Raw genomic sequence first — 15,512 nt, forward strand, 5'->3', positions numbered from 1 at the left:
TGCTGACCAATCTCGAGATCAACCGCTGACGGACGATCAAGACAGAAGACTCTCGCCCACGACCAGCACGAGCACCCCGGAGAACCGTCACGCCATCCCCTCCGACCAGCACGTTCGAAGATGGCGAAGGCTCATTGGAGTAGCCCCTAGCCGCGACAACGGGGGCGTCAAGGGCTTGAGGCATGGGATGAGTCATCGCGGCGGAATCGGCGGGTTGAAGGAGGTGAGATTCGGGGACTTGTCAGGGACCACGCGTCGGTCACCACCGCCTCTGAGTCGTCCTTCGGCGAACGAACAGCGCGGGCTGTCTACCGGCTGACGTGCAGCGATGCTGGGGGTCAAGGGGTCGCAGGTTCAAATCCTGTCGTCCCGACGTATGTGAGCAGCGGGTCTGTCAGAAATGACAGGCCCGCTGTTCTCGTTCGGGTTAACGGTGATGGCGACGTGATGGCAGGGGCCGCGGTTACGGCGACGCCCGGTCAGCTATGCGGCGTCCGAAATGGCTGATGCTCCATTGCCGGGGATGGCCGATGGCGGCGAGGCGTCGTCCAGCGCCTGGCACAGCGCGGTGACCGCATCACGGGCGGCGTGCGGGAGCAGGTGCCCGTAGATGTTGACCGTGGTCGACAGCGTCGAGTGCCGCAGCGTCTTCGACACGACGGCCAGCGGGACCTTCGAGCTGATCATGATGCTGGCGGCGGTGTGCCGCAGATCGTGCACGCCGATCCGGGGGAGACCGATCTCCGCCGACCTGCGCCGAAGCGTGACCAGGAGCTGTTGCGGGCGTAGCGGTGCGCCGTCCGGCTGGCAGAACACGAGCCCTTCGAGCGGGGCACCCTCCGGCAGACTTGCCCGCGCGGCCGCAGCACGCCGCTCCAGCGCGGCGACGACCCGAGCAGACAAGCTGACCCAGTTCCGGCTCGCCTTGGTCTTGGGATGCCCGAGGTGAAGGTGGTTGTTGTCGACGGCGGTGAGGTTCCACCGCACCAGCAGCACCTGCTCGGTCAGGTGCACCTCGGGCCAGTGCAGGCCCAGGAGCTCCCCGCGGCGAAGCCCGGTACCCAGAAGCACCTCGAAGGCATCCGCCAGCTGGTCGCCGTAAGCGTCGTGGTTGTGCCGCAGGAAAGCCGCAGCCTGCGATGGTGTCCAGCAGACCCGCTCGGGAGCGGCGGGGCGGGGCATGACGGCGTAGCGCGCCGGGTTGTCGGCCAGCCGCCGGGTGCGGACCGCGGTATTCAGGGCACTGGAGAGGGTGGCGCCGGCCCGGTAGACGCTGGTGCGTCCCCGGCCGTGGGCCAGTTCGGCTTCGTTCCAGGCGGTGATGTGCCGTTCGCGTAGGTCGGACAGCTTGAGTCGGCCGAATGCCGGGATGAGGTCGTTGTGCACGTGGTCGCGGTAGCGGGTGTAGGTGGTGGGCTTGAGCACGTCCTCCTTGGTCCGCAGCCAGCCGGTCAGATACCCGGCCACCGTCAGGTCGTCGTCGAGATCCAATCCGGTGCCCTCGCACTCGAGAGCGCGCTCCAACGCCTCGCGTGCGGCCCTGCGGGTACGGAAGCCGCTGCGGCACCGCTGCCGACGGCGCCCGCCGGTCGAGGGCACGTCGAAGGCGTAGGCCCAGGAGCCATGGCGCGTTGAGCGGTTGAGGCTTGGGCAGCGCGCACCGAACTGTCTTCCGCTGGCGTCGCGGCAGCCGCAGCGCCGGTAGATCCGACCACGGTCAGGGTGGACAGCCATATGGTTACCTCCTGTCAGGAGAGCCGGACCCCACGATGACTGCCAGCGTTTAGAGAAGGCGAGCTGGCGGAGCATGGCGTTTGAGCTGCCATCACTCCGCCATCACCCGCCACCGTGCGCTGCCGTGAACAGGGCGTGCCCCTTGGCGGTGCGGAAAGTGAGCGTCACCAGACCGACTTGCGATGAGGCCGGCCTCCCAGCAGTAACCTGCTGGGAGGCCGTACGTCAGCGCTGTCGCGGGATGGGCAAGGGCTCGTGGTGGTGCCAGATCAGTGATCGGTCTTCGCGGTGGAGCTCTGCGGATCCCCATTCGAGGCGGACCACGCCGTGGGCCAGGGAGCAGGCGTAGGCGACGAGGACGAGCTGGGTGTCCGGTGAGAGGCGCGCGAGATCGGCATGGGGCTCGTCCTCGTCCGGCAGGTCGATGCCGAGGTCCAGCTCTCCCTGACGCGGGTCGGGACCGTGCCTGCGGAGGAGGCCGGCGCGAAGCCCTGACGCGCTGCGGAGTCTGGCGGCAGTCACGGGCACGTCCTTCTTCGCGTACCGGTACGGGTAGACGACATGGCCGGCGACCAGGGCGACGGTACGCGCCTGGAGGCGCACCAGCTCAACGCCGGGAAGCTGAGAGATGCCGGCCGATAGTTCCTCGTACTGTGCGGCATACAGCCCGTGTCCGTACGCTTCGAGCGTTTGCGTGTGAACGCCTTCGTGGCCGCCTTGGGCACGTTCGTGGGCCCGGACAAGGCATGCAGGCACGATTGCTGTGACCTCGGCGGCGAGGGGGCCGAAGACCGTGCGTGCTCACGGACTGGCGGAGTTTGCTTCCGACATGAGAATCCCCCGATCGATCGTCCTATGACCAACCTCAGGGTCTGACAGTCCGCTGATCGGCACGGTGGATCAAGGGCGCATTGGGGGATCTCAGGGCGCACGGAGCAGGGAGTGCTCCGTGGTGAGGCTGAGAACGGGTCGGTGGGGACTGCCGACCCGACCGCGTCCACTACTGAGCCCCTTCGGTACCCGCCGTACTTCGGCGGCTGTCCGAGGCCAGAGCCCGCAGAACGGTCCCCCGGGGGATTCCCGGCTCACGGGCTACCGCCCGGGTTGACAGGCCCTCGTTCCGGCACAACCGGCGGATCTCAACCCAGTTCTCCACACGAATTACCCTTGCTTCATCCGGGCTCGAGCGCTGCTGAAGCCCGGATGATCACGAGATCACCGATCGGGCCCCTTCTGGTCCACTGTCCGCGGCCCTCATTGCAGGCGTTGCCGACAGGGCAGGGCGTTCCGTCCTGGACCCGGTGCGCCAGGTCCACTCGCATGACCGTCCGGTACGCAACCGTTGATCCTCCCTCCCCCATGTGCCCGCGCAGGGGTGCGGTAGCGGCTGTCTGGGGGGCTGACAGCAAACCTGTACGGGTGGCTGCCGGTGGAACCCATTGAGACCTTCAGATGACGTCGGCCGGCGATACTCATCGGGATGCCTATGGAGGCGAGTGGCTGCCTTCGCGCGCTGCATGCACTGCATGCCCATCTCTTCGCAAAAGCGATGATCTCAAGCAAACCGGACAATCTAGGCGGGTCTCGCATGGCGGCGATACTTACCGAAGCAAGGGTGAACTTTCACAAGCATCTCGTCGACAGGAACACCCTGTCTCTGTCGCGTGATGGCGTGGCTTCGAATGCTGACGGAAGTCAAAATACTAGTAGGGCTATCGCGTTCAATATTGCACGGGACCTTGGTGCCGAGATTATTCAGGAGAAACTCAAGGGTCAGTGAGCCGGCAGGCAATTCGAAGAGGCAGTGGAAGCCTTCCTTGTGGAGACCGTCCCGATGTTCCAGTCCCTCCGCCCGGGTGGCTGGATTATCGAGAATGTCGGAGGATCGCGCGCCGAATACCAGATCTCGAAATATGAGCCGTTTGCTCACCTGGCTGCTCTTGCGACTGCTATTGAGCAAGACCGGAATCTAGCCTCAGTTCTGGGAAACTCTTATGAGATTAGTCCAGATATTCTGGTGCTGCGGAAGCCTGAGTCGGATGCGACGATCAACCGGGAGCGCGAACTCGTAGACGGGGAATCTGGCCAGTATGCTGTCATTAGGAGCGCCAACCAGGAGCGTTCCATCGTCCACGCGATAGTATCGTGCAAGTGGACTCTGCGTAGCGATCGCGCCCAGAATGCGCGCTCAGAGGCGTTGAACGTTATCCGGAACCGCAAGGGACGCACGCCGCATATCGCGGTCGTCACAGGGGAACCGTCACCCGTCAGGCTCGCATCTCTCGCCCTGGGAACTGGCGACATCGATACGGTGTACCATTTTGCCCTCCCAGAACTGATCCGGGCAGTAGAGAAAACTTGCAACGACGAGGCGGGCGCAATGCTGCACACTTTGATCGCAGGGAAACGCCTCCGTGACATCAGTGACCTTCCGCTGGACCTGGCGGTCTAGCTGCGCTGTGGAAAATTCGGGCGCACCGCTATGAACTTGAAAGGTGGAGTTTGCATATTCGTCGGGCAATGGGCTGCGGGTGCCGAGAGGGGTTTTTGCTGTTGTGCCCCGATTAGCCGGGCATCTGCCGCTGCGGACGGCTCGGTGATATCGCATCGCCTCGTGTCGGGCTCGATCTGACCGCGGCAGCTGGATTCCATCGGAGCTGCCGCTGCAGGGCCCTCACGGCGCAGTGCCCGTCTCGGCAGCGGGTTCGGCGGTCTGCGCCTGTATGGTCGTGTGGGCGGGTCGGCTGCTGTCTGCGTCAGTCGGGCAGGGCGCAGTTCGCCATACCTGGCCCAGCCACGTTCACTGTTCCAATCTGTCCCGGAGGCCTGATGCCTGCCCCCGTCGCCCCTGACACCCTGGACCTGTTCGCCGGGCCCGGCGGTTGGTCTGAGGGCTTGCGCGGTCACCACGGGATCACTGACATCGGGATCGAGTGGGACGCTGCGGCCTGCCGGACGCGGGCTGCCGCCGGGCATCCGACTGTTCGTGCGGACGTCGCCCAGATCGCCACGGCGCCTATGGTCGGCCGTATCCGCCGCTTCATCGCGTCTCCGCCGTGTCAGGCCTGGTCCCGGGCGGGCAAGCAGCTTGGGCTCCGGGACCAGCCCCTGGTCCACCAGGCGATCGATGACCTCGCCAGAGACCGGGACACCCGGCCGCAGCTCCTGGCCGCGTGCCAGGACCCCCGCTCCCTGCTCGCTGCCGAGCCGATGCGCTACCTCTACGCCCTGCGGCCAGAGGACGCTGTCATGGAAGAGGTCCCCGATGCGCTCCCGCTGTTCCGCCACTACGCCGAGGTGCTCCGGGGCTGGGGCTACAGCACCTGGTGCGGCAACCTGAACGCCGCAGACTTCGGCGTTCCACAGAGCCGACGCCGCGCGATCCTCATCGCCTCACGCCTGCGCACCGCCCAGCCTCCCGAGCCCACGCACACCGAGTACGGCGAAGAGGGCAACCTCTTCGGGGAGTCCCGGGCCTGTTGGGTCTCCATGGCGGAGGGCATCGGCTGGGGCGCCACCGACCGGCCCGCGCCCACCGTCACCGCCGGCGGCGGCAAGACCGGCGGTGCCGAGCCCTTCCCAACTCAGGCCCGCCGTGCTCTTGCCGAGTCCCGTGGCCGCGGATGCTGGAAGAGCCGCAGCGCCGCCTCCGACACAGCGCGCATCACGGTCCACGAGGCGGGCCTGCTGCAGTCCTTCCCCGGGGACTACCCGTGGCAGGGAACACAGACGAAGCAGTATGAGCAGGTCGGCAACGCCGTGCCGCCACTGCTGGCCGCACACGTGGCTGCGGCGGCATTCGGCCTGCCCCAGCCACGGACCGTGCCAGTAGTAACGGCAGCCTGATGTGGCGGTCCGCATAGACCGGAATGCTTGAGTCCGCGGAAAGCCGGGATCGGGACATCGTGTATGTCGTTGCGGCAAGGGGCGTAGGCGGCGGGCCCAGGCTTTGCGAGTAGGCCCAGGCCCCCGCAGGGAGCGGCTCCAGGCCTCCGCGCATCAGGTCAGCGCTCGGCCTTATCGCCGCTAGTCTCCAGCGGTCCGGGTCAGTGCGAGGAGGACGGTATGCGTGTCCTCGTTCACATCGGCGCGTTGTGCAGGGGCGGGCAGGACTCGGGTCACATCGGTCGGCATGTCAGAGCTCGCGACTACGCTGGCCGCTCCACAGAGATCGTTTGTCCCCGGCGTGCCCTGTAGGTGAGGCTTGGGCGGGGAGATGGAGCGGCAAGGTGCGCCCGAAGGGAGGTAGCTAGTTTGTTCGATATCATGACTATTTTCAGCTCGATGCCTGGCGCCTCCCATCCCGCAGGCTCGACGTGTGTCGTACGGAGGAAGAATGTCTGCCCTTGAGGTTGTCGAGATCTGCGCAGGAGCAGGGGGGCAGGCCCTCGGCCTCGAAGGGGCAGGATTCGAACACCGGCTCGCAGTCGAGCTCGACCCGAACGCCTGCGACACCCTCAGGCTGAACCGGCCGGCGTGGAAGGTCGCGGAGGGTGATGTCGCGGACGAGTCGGTCTGGAACCCCGAGGAGTACGAAGGGGTCTCGCTGCTGGCAGGAGGTGTCCCCTGCCCGCCGTTCACCATCGCGGGCAAGCAGCTCGGTGCCACCGACGAGCGTGACCTGTTTGCCTGGGCAGTCCAGCTGGCAGGCCGCATCAAGCCCAAGGCGCTCATGCTGGAAAACGTGCGAGGACTCAGTGCCAACCGCTTCTCGGCCTACCGGCAGCACGTCCTGGACACGCTCCGCGACTTCGGCTACGTGGGCGAGTGGAGGCTCCTCCAGGCATCCCAGTTCGGGGTGCCACAGCTCCGGCCGAGGTTCGTGCTGGTGGCACTCCAGGACGAATACGCAGAGTACTTCCACTGGCCCGAGCCTGTCCCCGGCCCTGCGCCCACCGTCGGCGAGACACTAAAAGACCTCATGGCAGCCAACGGCTGGGGCGGCGTCGAGGCATGGGCCGCCAAGGCCGACGGCATCGCGCCCACGATCGTTGGCGGCTCCAAGAAGCACGGAGGGGCAGACCTCGGTCCCTCCCGAGCCAAGGCGGCCTGGGAGGCTATGGGCGTCAACGCCTGGGGCATTGCCAACGAGGCGCCGAAGCCGGACTTCAAGCCGGCAGTGAGCAAGAAGGGCGAAGTCAGGGGCGGCCCCAAGCTGACCAGCCGCATGGCCGCGCGGATCCAGGGCTTCAGCGACGACTGGGAGTTCTCCGGAGGGAAGACCACCGGATACCGCCAGATCGGCAATGCCTTCCCGCCGCCGGTCGCCAAGGCTGTCGGGCTCTCCATCGCAAGGGCGCTCCGGAAGGAAGGCCAGCCCCGCGAGCGGGTCGAGACCACTCACGACCCGGTTTACCGGCTGCTCCGCGGTAAGAGCGAAGCCATGACCGCAGAGCAGATTGTCGCCGCACTGGACAAGACCGGTGTCGTCATGGGCATGCACGACGTCGAGCGACGCCTCTCCCACCTCGGCCGAGACTTCCACATCAAAGAGACCGAGGCCGGCCAGGACGGCGCCATGGCTTATCTGCTCCGCGACTTCAAGGCCTTCGTCGGGCAGGAAGACCACGACCGGCACGAACTCTTCAAGGCGAACAAGGCCAAGATCAGCTGAGTCTGATCGACCTGCCGCCCGCAGGCGTCAGCCTGCGGGCGGTCCTGCGCCTGGACACCCCTGCTTGCCCTCCAGACGTCGCCGCTTTCGCTCGGCGAGCTCCCCCCGCCGCGCTACTACGGCGGCTACCACTGTGTCCGCGCATTCCTCAGGCGACTGGTGCGCCCAGAACCGCAGCACGAGCCACCCTTCGTCAGCGAGGCGTTCGTCGGTATCCCGGTCACGGGTGACGTTTCCGCTGATCTTCGACTCCCAATACGAGGGATTGGTCTTCGGCGGAACGAAGTGCTCCGGGCACCCGTGCCAGAAGCACCCGTCGACGAAGACGGCCACCCGTGTGGGACGGAACAGGAGATCAGCCGTCCGCCGCATACCGGGCAGCGGCTTTGCCGCCACCCGGTACCGAAGCCCCTCAGCGTGGACAAGGGAGCGCAGCGCGAGCTCGGGGGACGTGTCCCGGCTCCTGATCGCCTGCATGTTGCGGCGCCTGGCAGCTGAAGAGGCCCATGATCCTGCCGGGGCAACCCATGCGGCAGCATCCGCGCCTACCGCTCCGGCAGCAGCGGTGCCTCGACGACCGGGTCGCTTTCCCGCGCTACCACCCACCTGATGCCCTCCAGTTCCACCCACCGTGCGTCCACATGCTCCAGAGTCCAGGGTGCCAGGCGGACGCTCACGGACTCACCAGCACCTGGCAGCGGCAGGCCGAGGCCCTGGGCTACCACCTGGTGATTCCCGTACTGCCCGAGAATCACGATTCCCTCCGGCCGGAGCGCCGAGCGGGAGCCACCGTTGTACCTGACGCGCTTCATGAAGTCGTCCTGCTGTGCGACCGTGGCGACCACGCCGCGGGAGACGACACGGCCCTGCGTGCGCCGGAACAGCTCATGTACCCGCTGGGTGCCGTACCGTGACGCGAAGATCGCGGCGATGTCCTTCTCAGGCAAGCGCAGCAGGATGTTCTCGGGGAGCGGCGCATCCTCGAAGAGCCAGTGAACGGCGGTCTTCCGGGCAGCGGCGGTGAGAGACCGCTTGCCGTCCCGGTTTCCTTCCTTCCTGGTAAGCAGCTCCTCGGTGACCCGGAACAGCCCCGCTGACCAGAGCCCAGCGTCATCACTGGCCCACACCCCAAGACACAGATGCCCCATCGCCTCAGGAGGGATCATCCAGCGGCCCAGGTCCTGGGAGTACTTGCAGTCCACATCGATGCCGTCGATCGAGTAGTCCATCTTGTTGCCGTCAGCAAAGTTGAAGGCGCGCTGGAGGCTGATCTCCACGAGGGTGCCGGCATGCGTCTTCTCGGTCTTGTGGAGCTCCTCCCAGCGAAAACGGCCCGTGTGCTGTCCGTCGAGCAGCATGTCGAAGGTACGGCGCAGGGCTGCAGCGAAGATCTCGCCGCACGGGTCCGCCGCCAGGATTCTGGCATGGACGCGGGCCAGTTCCGGATCGGGGGGCGCGACGGAGGAAACGGGGAATAAGGTATCGGCTGACGTCATATCAACTCAATTCTTTGAACGGAAGATGTAGGGATCCCGGGAGTTTGTCTCCGGTGCGTGGGCCGGGTCAGTCGGACTCGGGTGCGGCGCGCTCAGCGGCTTTGCGCTCCTTGCGCCTTCGCTCGTAGTCGGCAATCGCGGCGGCCGCACCCTCCGCAGGCCATGGCTGGGAGCTGATCAGTTCGTAGGTCACCTCAGTGACGCCGTCCGTCTTCCTGCGGTGCGCGACGATGTCCCAGCCGAGGACGAAACGGATTTCGCGCAGCCGCTTCTTCGGGTCGCCCTTGTGGGTGTCCTGTGCGACTAGTTCGATGAGCTCGACCGGCGTCGGCTTCCTCATCTCCTGGAAGGCGAGGAGCAGTTCGCCGATGCGCTCCCATGGATTCGGGCGGGGGAGCGCTCGCCCAATAGCCGGGCCGAACGCGTCGAGCGAGGCGAAGAATGCCTGCTTCCCGTGGTTGTGCTCCTCGCACAGCGGCTCCAGGTTCGAGTACACCGTCTTGCCGCCCCACGACTCGGGCACGATGTGGTCGATCTGCAACCGGATACCGTTCTGGGGGCCGCGCCCGCACATCTGGCAGAAGCGGCCCTTCTTGCTGAAGACCTCCGCCTGCAGCCGGGGCGAGATCTTCACGGACGCGGAAGCCGCCTTCTTCCAGCCGAGTAGCTGGTAGATCCACTTTCCGTCACTGGTGCGGCGCCGGCTCTGCACCACGAAGTGGCTCCGGACCTCGCGCAGCCGACGTTGACTGTGCACGTTTGACTTGCCGAAAACCTGCTGCGATCGAGCCAGCCACTCCGCCATTGTCGGAGGGCTGTCCTGCCGCATGAGGAGGAACCGACAGGCTTCTGCGGTCTCCTGGCTGCTGAAGAGATCGTCGAGGGACGGATCAGTGGGGTCGGGCAGCGGGCGCTCGCTGTCCACTTCTGCGTGTGTCATTTCTTCCTCCCGCTGAACACGGCGGATTCGAGGGCTCCTTTCCATCCGTACGGCACCCTAGGCCCGCGACGGCCGCGGGTCCCGGGCCTCACCCCCGTGGTTGCCCGTCGAGCAAGGCCGGGGGCTCGAGGTGGCGCAGGAGCTCCCGGATGTCCGCCATGTCCAGGCCGGCGCTGCCGACGGGCTCTTCGACGAGATCTGCGAGCTGGCGCACCTCCGGGTCGTCCAGGATGCTGCCCATGAATTGCAGCTTTGCCTCAAGACGAAGCTGGACTACCTCGTCGATGGTGCCTTCCGCGACAAGGACGGTAACTCTCGTCTCCGTTCCGGGGGCCAGGCCCAAGCGGTGGATGCGGTCGAGGCTCTGCAGGAACCGGCCAGCCATGAAGTCGCGGTCGACGTAGACCGCGTCGTGGCAGACCTGGTGCAGGCTGATGCCCTCGCCCAGGGTAGCCGGGTTGGAGAGCAGCACCATGCAGTCGGGATCCTCGCGGAACCGCCGGATCTCCTCGTCCCGGTCGGCCGTGCCGCCGTGGACGACGGCTGGGGAGTAGGGGGAGAGGAGCTTGGCCAGGGTGGTGATGTTGCGTACGAAGGTGGTCCACACGATCGTCTTGCGGCCCGCTGCCGCGTTCGCGGCGACGATCCGGACGGCCTCCTGGAATTTGGGGGAGAGCTCGTAACTGGGCAGGTCACGCAGAAGCGCATGGAGGGACTCGCCGGGGGCGGCCTCCAGCGCCGGCACCCGGTAGGCGAGCGGCTCGTACGGGCTGCTGCCCTCGACTAGGAGCGCCGGGCTGGTTGCGGCCATGAGCAGGCGCAGTGCTGCCCGCCCGAGGGCTTCGATGTCGTTGCGGGACGCCTCGGCCCGTGGGGAGAAGTTGCCCTTGAGCGCCTCGTACACCTCCCGGTGGATCGGCGGGAGGCTGACGTACCGGACCTTTGGTTCGAACGGGGGCAAGCCAAGCTCGCGCTTGGTGGTGCGGGTGAACAGCGGCCGCAGCACCGTGCTGGCGTAGGCGAGGTCTCCGCCGCGTACAGCGTCGGAGACGACGCGCTTGCCGCGGCCGGGCCAGACGAACGACAGCAGGTTCTCCAGGTCCCGGGCCCCGTTGGGGGCCGGAGTACCGGTGAGGATGAGCCGCCGGGTCGCGGTGGGCCCGAGCGCGAGGCAGGCAGAGCCGTATGTCCCGTTGGCACCGAGCTTCATACGGTGGGCCTCGTCGAGCACCAGCATCGACGGCGCCGTGCCCAGCCAGGACGCGAGCCTGGGTACAGCCCGGGACAGGCGCTCGTAGTTGACCAACAGCACTTCGGCGCCGTAGTCGGGGGTGCGGCCCATGACGGCGATGCGCGGCGGTGTGCGGAAGCAGATCTGGCTCTCGGTCTGCCATGCCTCGTAAGCGGACTTGGGTCCGACGACCAGGAGCCGCTTGGCCAGGCCCTGTTCACGCATAGCGGCGTAGACGGCGAGTGAGACGCGGGTCTTGCCGGCTCCGGGGACGCTGAAGTTCGCGCCGTGCCCGAGTGACAGCAGCTGGGCTGCATCGCGGAGCTGGAAGGGGGTGAGGTCTCCGGTCCAGCCGTCGCCCAGGAGACCCGGCACGTCGCCCGGCGCGACTGCGCTCTGGCTGGCGCCCGCGCCGCTGCGGAGGGTCTGCTCGGCCCGCTCGGCGTCGTCGAGGACACCGGTGACGAGCTGGACCAGCGCCTCCTCCCACTCGACGCCGTCGTGGCGCCAGGAGCCGAGCTCGATGATGCGGTCGAGGAAGTCGTCGAGGTCGAACTCGCCTACCAGTGGCCCGCGCTGGCCGCCGGGGGCGATGCGCGCGGCGAGGTCCGCGAAGTCCTGCTCGTGCCCGGGCGTCGTGCGCAGGACAACGCGGGTCCGCGACACGTCGAACGCGATCCGCAGCGACGGTTCCGTCTGGATATCCGTCACTGCTGCTTCCCTACAGCAGCATTGAGCCAGGCCAGGCCATCGCCGGGGAGCGGCATGCTCTTGCCGGCCTCGACGGCAACACGCCCCATGATGGCGCGCAGCTGCAGCAGGGCATCGTCGAACGCCCCTTCGTCCAGGCTCCCGTTGCCGCGGGCGAGGACGAGGTCGGTGACGCACTGCTCCAGGTCCTTGCAGGCATCGGCGACGCGGTCGGGGGCGGCGAGGCGCTTCTTCCGGAGCCGGAAGTCCTTGCCGGCGAACTCCAGCGCCTCGTTGAAGACGTCCCGGGTGCGGTCAAGGACCTCGGCTGCCGCCGTCTGCTCCTCGGTGGTTGCGGCCGCGCCGGCCGCCTTGACGGCCTTGGCCTGCAGGAGGGAGTCGGTGAGCGCCTTGGCCGCGGCGACGCTCGCGCCGGCGGCCTGGACCGTGCGGCCAAGACCGGGGATGGCCACCGCCGGGGCCGCGTGGGCAGGGGCGGGCCTGAGGTCTGCGGGCAGCCGCTGGTCCAGGAAGCGCTCCTGGAAGTCGGGCTGGATGAACCGGACGTCCGTCTTGGCGAACTCCAGCACGATGGCCGCGAGCCGGCCCTCCTTCAGCAGGTCGCCACGCTCCCGGTTGCGCGCGGACTCGGTGTTGTAGGCGCGGTAGAGCTCGAAGAACCGCTCCTTGGCTTCTTCGAAGTCCATGAGCCGCAGCGAGGAGGTTCCGGTGGCGCTACGGCTGATGAGGTCCCGGAGCTGGGCCAGGATCCACAGGTCGCGGTCGCAGGCCGGCGTCGTGGTGTGGAAGTTCCGGGCGATCTCCGGCAGCGGCTTGCCGAGCGCCACCTGCTCCTCCAGGGCTAGCAGGTGGTTGATGTAGGAGTAGTCCCGCCGGGTGTCCGGGCGCAGCTGGAGGGAGAGCTCAACAGCATGGATGTCGCTCCACTCGCAGCTCTCCGGCAGAACGCCGACCCGCATGCTGGTCCGCCCGAGCTCCTTGAGGGCAGCGCGGCGGGTGTTGCCGTTCACGAGGATGCCCTCGTGGGTGATCAGCCCGGGTTCGTTCTGCTGGTACTCGCGCAGGCTCTCCGTCAGGTCCTCGAAGGCCTTGTCGGTCCTCGAGGGGTCGGCCGGCAGCGCCTTCAGCAGGTGGTGGAGGTAATCCTGGCTCTCCGGGCTCCAGGGGTCCTCGGTCAGCGCCCGGTCCCGGGCCGGGTCGTAGGCGCGCTGGGCGCGGATGCGGTGTGTGCCGGGGTTGTAGCGCAGGACCTCGACCGGCATGTCGATGACCTCGATATGGGCGGGCTTCCCGCGCCACTCGACGGTCAGCGTCTCCGGGACGCCGTTCCCGTTGCGCAGCTCCTTCAGCCGGTGCGCCACGAGCTCGCGGTTGCCGGCGGCTTCGTGGGGCCGGCCGAAGTCGATCAACACGGATGTGCTCCTTTGTGCGTGTGAAAGCGATGCAGATACTGCCAGGACCGGGAAAGGGGCGGCACAGTGGTTCCGGTGCCGCCCCGGGGAGCGGACTACAGGAGCATGTCGCGGACCTCGGCGCGCGCAGCCGCCGGCAGCGTGCGGTAGACGCCCCAGAGCTTCTCGACCTCGTTGAAGCCGCGGGCGTCCTGCTCCATCCAGGACGACAGCATCTTGCGCTCGTACGTCGACAGCTGTGCCACCGCCGCCGCGAAGGCGCCCAGGTCGGCGCCGGCGTCGCGCCCGCCGACACGGCACCGGTTGCACTCGGTGACCAGCTGCACCTCCGTGCCGCCGCCGGGCAGGGTGACCTGGCGCCGTGCGATGTCCAGGTGGGAGGTGGCGCCGTGGCCGTCGGCGTATGCCTCGCCGTTGCCGATGCCGCAGGTCCGGCACAGGTAGTTGTCATTCAGGAGCACAGCGCGGCGCTGCACCGCTCCCACGGACTCGGCCGCCTTGCGGCTTCCCTTGCCAGGCTGCCATACCGGAACACCCTCACACACGAACCGGTGCTCACTGGGGTCGAGGGCCGGGTCCTCCCTGTTGGTATCGATCTGCCACTCGTGGACGCGGAGCTCCCTCATGCGGCGGTCGACCTGGCTGACCCCCTCGAACGCGGTCCGCAGCTGCTCCTTGGTGAACACGCTGCCGACTCCGACCTCCTGCACGAGCCACAGCGCGACGCGCTTCATAGTGCCGAGTCCCTCGTCCGTCCAGGACGGAATTGCCACCATGCTCTCCGGATCCTCTCGTGCACAGCGCAGTGACGACCCTGGTGGGTTGTCAGCGGGCCAGTCCCGCCTGCTCTTCAAGCGAAGCGCACGCCCCGGAGGCAGGGGAAGGCTTCGCTGTCCCCCGGTGTCCCGCTTCCCCCGGTGTCCCGGAGTGTCCCTCCTGCACCGATGACCGTTCAGCTGTCGTAGGTGTTTGCCAAGATGGGATGACACTTCGCCGACCCCTACCTCTAGGGAGTTTCGTTGCCTCCACGCGGACAGATGAAGGCTCTTCCGTCCTCCGTTCCTCCGGCGCGCCGCGAACTCGCCGGGGCAGTGCGGGCCATGCTGCGGGCTACTGGCGGATCGCTGCGCGGGGTCGCAGGCCAGATCCACAGTTCCCGCTCGGTCCTCAACCGGCTCGCGTTGGGGAAGGTCCTGTTCCCCGACACGGACACAGTTCTGAAACTGCACCGGCTTGCTAAGAGCAAGGGCGGTGTTGAAGTGATGACCGAGGATGACCTGCGGGCACTCCTGCAGCGTGTTTCCGACGAATGCGAGTCCGCTTTCGCCACAGACAACATCAGTGCCGCAGTCAACAGGCCGGCGGCGGAGGACGTTGATGAGATGCGTGGCGCATTGGAGGGCGGCACAGGCGCGCCGTTCGATGCGCCGGTCCCCCTCGCCGAGGGGGACCGGCGCATCGAACGCGCCGCCGGACTGCAGTGGCCGGTCGACGAACTGGTGCTGCACCTGGACAGCGGCCGCTACGAGCACGCCGTCGGCATGCTGGACTATGCCGGCGACGAGGCGCCTGCGGTGGAGTCCGCCGCAGCGATTCAGACGTGCCGCAGCCGGGGTCTCACAGAGGTCGCGGATGCTCTCCTGCGGAAGGTCGGCAGTCGGCCCGACCGGTTCGTCCTCGACGTGGTCGGCCACCTGATGGACGTCGGCAGCCACGCGGACGCCCGGGCCCTGATCGGCTGCAGCGCACACGCGGCGTAGACCGTCCTGGTCCCGGTCTGCTACCCCGGGCCACACCATGCTCCGCGTCCCGGGCGAACCCGGCTCCGTTTTGGCCCGGCTGCACGTCGCAGGCCCGTAACGGCCGCGTGAGTGGGTGGCGGAACGGAGCAAACCACTGACCTCAGTCACAAGCTTTAGCCTTCCGGGGCCTGGGTGTCTGGTGGTGGGAAAGGGGTGGGAAGGCCGAGTACGTCGAGAAGTCGCTGGCCGGTCTCGGTGAACTGGGACAAGGGGCCCTGGGCGGTCGGCCGACGGCCGGGCGGAATCGCGGGCCAGTGCGGCGGGTGAGGTGGCCGGGGAGAGCTGGAAGTGCCGCCAGCGGACGAGCTGCCCGCGGTACGTGACCTCGAGCAGGTCCGGCTTGTGCCAGGCCACGAAGGACCAGTGGCCGTCGTCGTGGCAGGCCCAGGCACCGACCGGGCCCGCCAGCCCGGTGCGGCCGAGGGCGCCCAGGGCGGCTCTGCTGGGGCTGGACCAACTTCCCCGGACAGACAGCAGGTTGGGAGCGTGCCGTCGTGCAGCGGTGTCCGTCCGGTTGTCGAGTTCCGGACGGCCTTGGCCACCGAGTCCTGGAGAAGTTGGTTGGCGAGCTC

At 67.6% G+C, this 15,512-nt stretch carries 11 protein-coding genes and 2 pseudogenes; 4 read left to right on the plus strand and 9 right to left on the minus strand.

Annotated features, from left to right (window positions below; genetic code table 11):
- Positions 1–483: 483 nt before the first annotated feature.
- The 3 genes and pseudogenes from ACWGJO_RS30255 to ACWGJO_RS30265 all read right to left on the minus strand — a co-directional run bounded on the left by ACWGJO_RS30255 (position 484) and on the right by ACWGJO_RS30265 (position 2,490).
- Entirely contained in the window at positions 484–1,491 is a 1,008-nt protein-coding gene (locus ACWGJO_RS30255) for a tyrosine-type recombinase/integrase (protein WP_452188618.1), read from the minus strand.
- 39 nt (positions 1,492–1,530) lie between these two features.
- Positions 1,531–1,809: pseudogene (locus tag ACWGJO_RS30260) on the minus strand (hypothetical protein); the annotation flags it as partial.
- Between the two features lie 150 nt (positions 1,810–1,959).
- The gene (locus ACWGJO_RS30265) at positions 1,960–2,490 is read right to left on the minus strand and encodes a hypothetical protein (protein ID WP_452188571.1); all 531 of its coding nucleotides are present in this window, start codon (positions 2,488–2,490) and stop codon (positions 1,960–1,962) included.
- Positions 2,491–3,322: 832 nt separating this feature from the next.
- Here ACWGJO_RS30265 and ACWGJO_RS30270 point away from each other — a divergent pair.
- The 3 genes and pseudogenes from ACWGJO_RS30270 (at position 3,323) to ACWGJO_RS30280 (ending at position 7,348) form a co-directional block, all read left to right on the plus strand.
- Positions 3,323–4,186, plus strand: a pseudogene (locus tag ACWGJO_RS30270) (NgoMIV family type II restriction endonuclease).
- Positions 4,187–4,563: 377 nt separating this feature from the next.
- Positions 4,564–5,580 carry a DNA cytosine methyltransferase gene (locus tag ACWGJO_RS30275; protein WP_452188573.1) on the plus strand — a complete coding sequence of 339 codons (1,017 nt, stop codon included), beginning with the start codon at positions 4,564–4,566 and terminating at the stop codon, positions 5,578–5,580.
- A gap of 490 nt (positions 5,581–6,070) precedes the next feature.
- Positions 6,071–7,348 carry a DNA cytosine methyltransferase gene (locus ACWGJO_RS30280; RefSeq protein WP_452188574.1) on the plus strand — a complete coding sequence of 426 codons (1,278 nt, stop codon included), beginning with the start codon at positions 6,071–6,073 and terminating at the stop codon, positions 7,346–7,348.
- A 27-nt stretch (positions 7,349–7,375) separates the two neighbouring features.
- On the opposite strand, the gene ACWGJO_RS30285 is transcribed toward ACWGJO_RS30280, so the two are convergent.
- The 6 genes from ACWGJO_RS30285 to ACWGJO_RS30310 all read right to left on the minus strand — a co-directional run bounded on the left by ACWGJO_RS30285 (position 7,376) and on the right by ACWGJO_RS30310 (position 13,914).
- Entirely contained in the window at positions 7,376–7,954 is a 579-nt protein-coding gene (locus ACWGJO_RS30285; protein ID WP_452188576.1) for a very short patch repair endonuclease, read from the minus strand.
- The gene (locus tag ACWGJO_RS30290) at positions 7,894–8,844 is read right to left on the minus strand and encodes a NaeI family type II restriction endonuclease (protein WP_452188578.1); all 951 of its coding nucleotides are present in this window, start codon (positions 8,842–8,844) and stop codon (positions 7,894–7,896) included. Before ACWGJO_RS30290 ends, ACWGJO_RS30285 begins: the two co-directional genes overlap by 61 nt.
- Positions 8,845–8,911: 67 nt before the next feature.
- Positions 8,912–9,784, minus strand: a complete 873-nt coding sequence (locus ACWGJO_RS30295; RefSeq protein ID WP_452188580.1) for an HNH endonuclease — start codon at positions 9,782–9,784, stop codon at positions 8,912–8,914.
- Between the two features lie 88 nt (positions 9,785–9,872).
- Positions 9,873–11,717, minus strand: a complete 1,845-nt coding sequence (locus ACWGJO_RS30300; protein ID WP_452188620.1) for a DEAD/DEAH box helicase — start codon at positions 11,715–11,717, stop codon at positions 9,873–9,875.
- Positions 11,718–11,722: 5 nt separating this feature from the next.
- A complete protein-coding gene (locus tag ACWGJO_RS30305) occupies positions 11,723–13,138 on the minus strand; it encodes a transcriptional regulator (protein WP_452188581.1) in 1,416 nt (471 codons plus the stop codon).
- Positions 13,139–13,233: 95 nt separating this feature from the next.
- A complete protein-coding gene (locus tag ACWGJO_RS30310) occupies positions 13,234–13,914 on the minus strand; it encodes a hypothetical protein (RefSeq protein WP_452188583.1) in 681 nt (226 codons plus the stop codon).
- Positions 13,915–14,175: 261 nt separating this feature from the next.
- Between ACWGJO_RS30310 and ACWGJO_RS30315 the strand changes: the two genes are divergently transcribed.
- Entirely contained in the window at positions 14,176–14,898 is a 723-nt protein-coding gene (locus ACWGJO_RS30315; protein WP_452188585.1) for a hypothetical protein, read from the plus strand.
- Positions 14,899–15,512: the final 614 nt, after the last annotated feature.

The organism is Kitasatospora sp. NPDC054795, assembly GCF_053611565.1.

What these genes read in the sequence shown, in the direction of transcription:
- ACWGJO_RS30295 (WP_452188580.1), bottom strand. Translation starts at nt 9,784, where the DNA reads ATGACACACGCAGAAGTGGACAGCGAGCGCCCGCTGCCCGACCCCACT.
- ACWGJO_RS30280 (WP_452188574.1), top strand. Translation starts at nt 6,071, where the DNA reads ATGTCTGCCCTTGAGGTTGTCGAGATCTGCGCAGGAGCAGGGGGGCAG.
- ACWGJO_RS30310 (WP_452188583.1), bottom strand. Translation starts at nt 13,914, where the DNA reads ATGGTGGCAATTCCGTCCTGGACGGACGAGGGACTCGGCACTATGAAG.
- ACWGJO_RS30290 (WP_452188578.1), bottom strand. Translation starts at nt 8,844, where the DNA reads ATGACGTCAGCCGATACCTTATTCCCCGTTTCCTCCGTCGCGCCCCCC.
- ACWGJO_RS30315 (WP_452188585.1), top strand. Translation starts at nt 14,176, where the DNA reads ATGAAGGCTCTTCCGTCCTCCGTTCCTCCGGCGCGCCGCGAACTCGCC.
- ACWGJO_RS30275 (WP_452188573.1), top strand. Translation starts at nt 4,564, where the DNA reads ATGCCTGCCCCCGTCGCCCCTGACACCCTGGACCTGTTCGCCGGGCCC.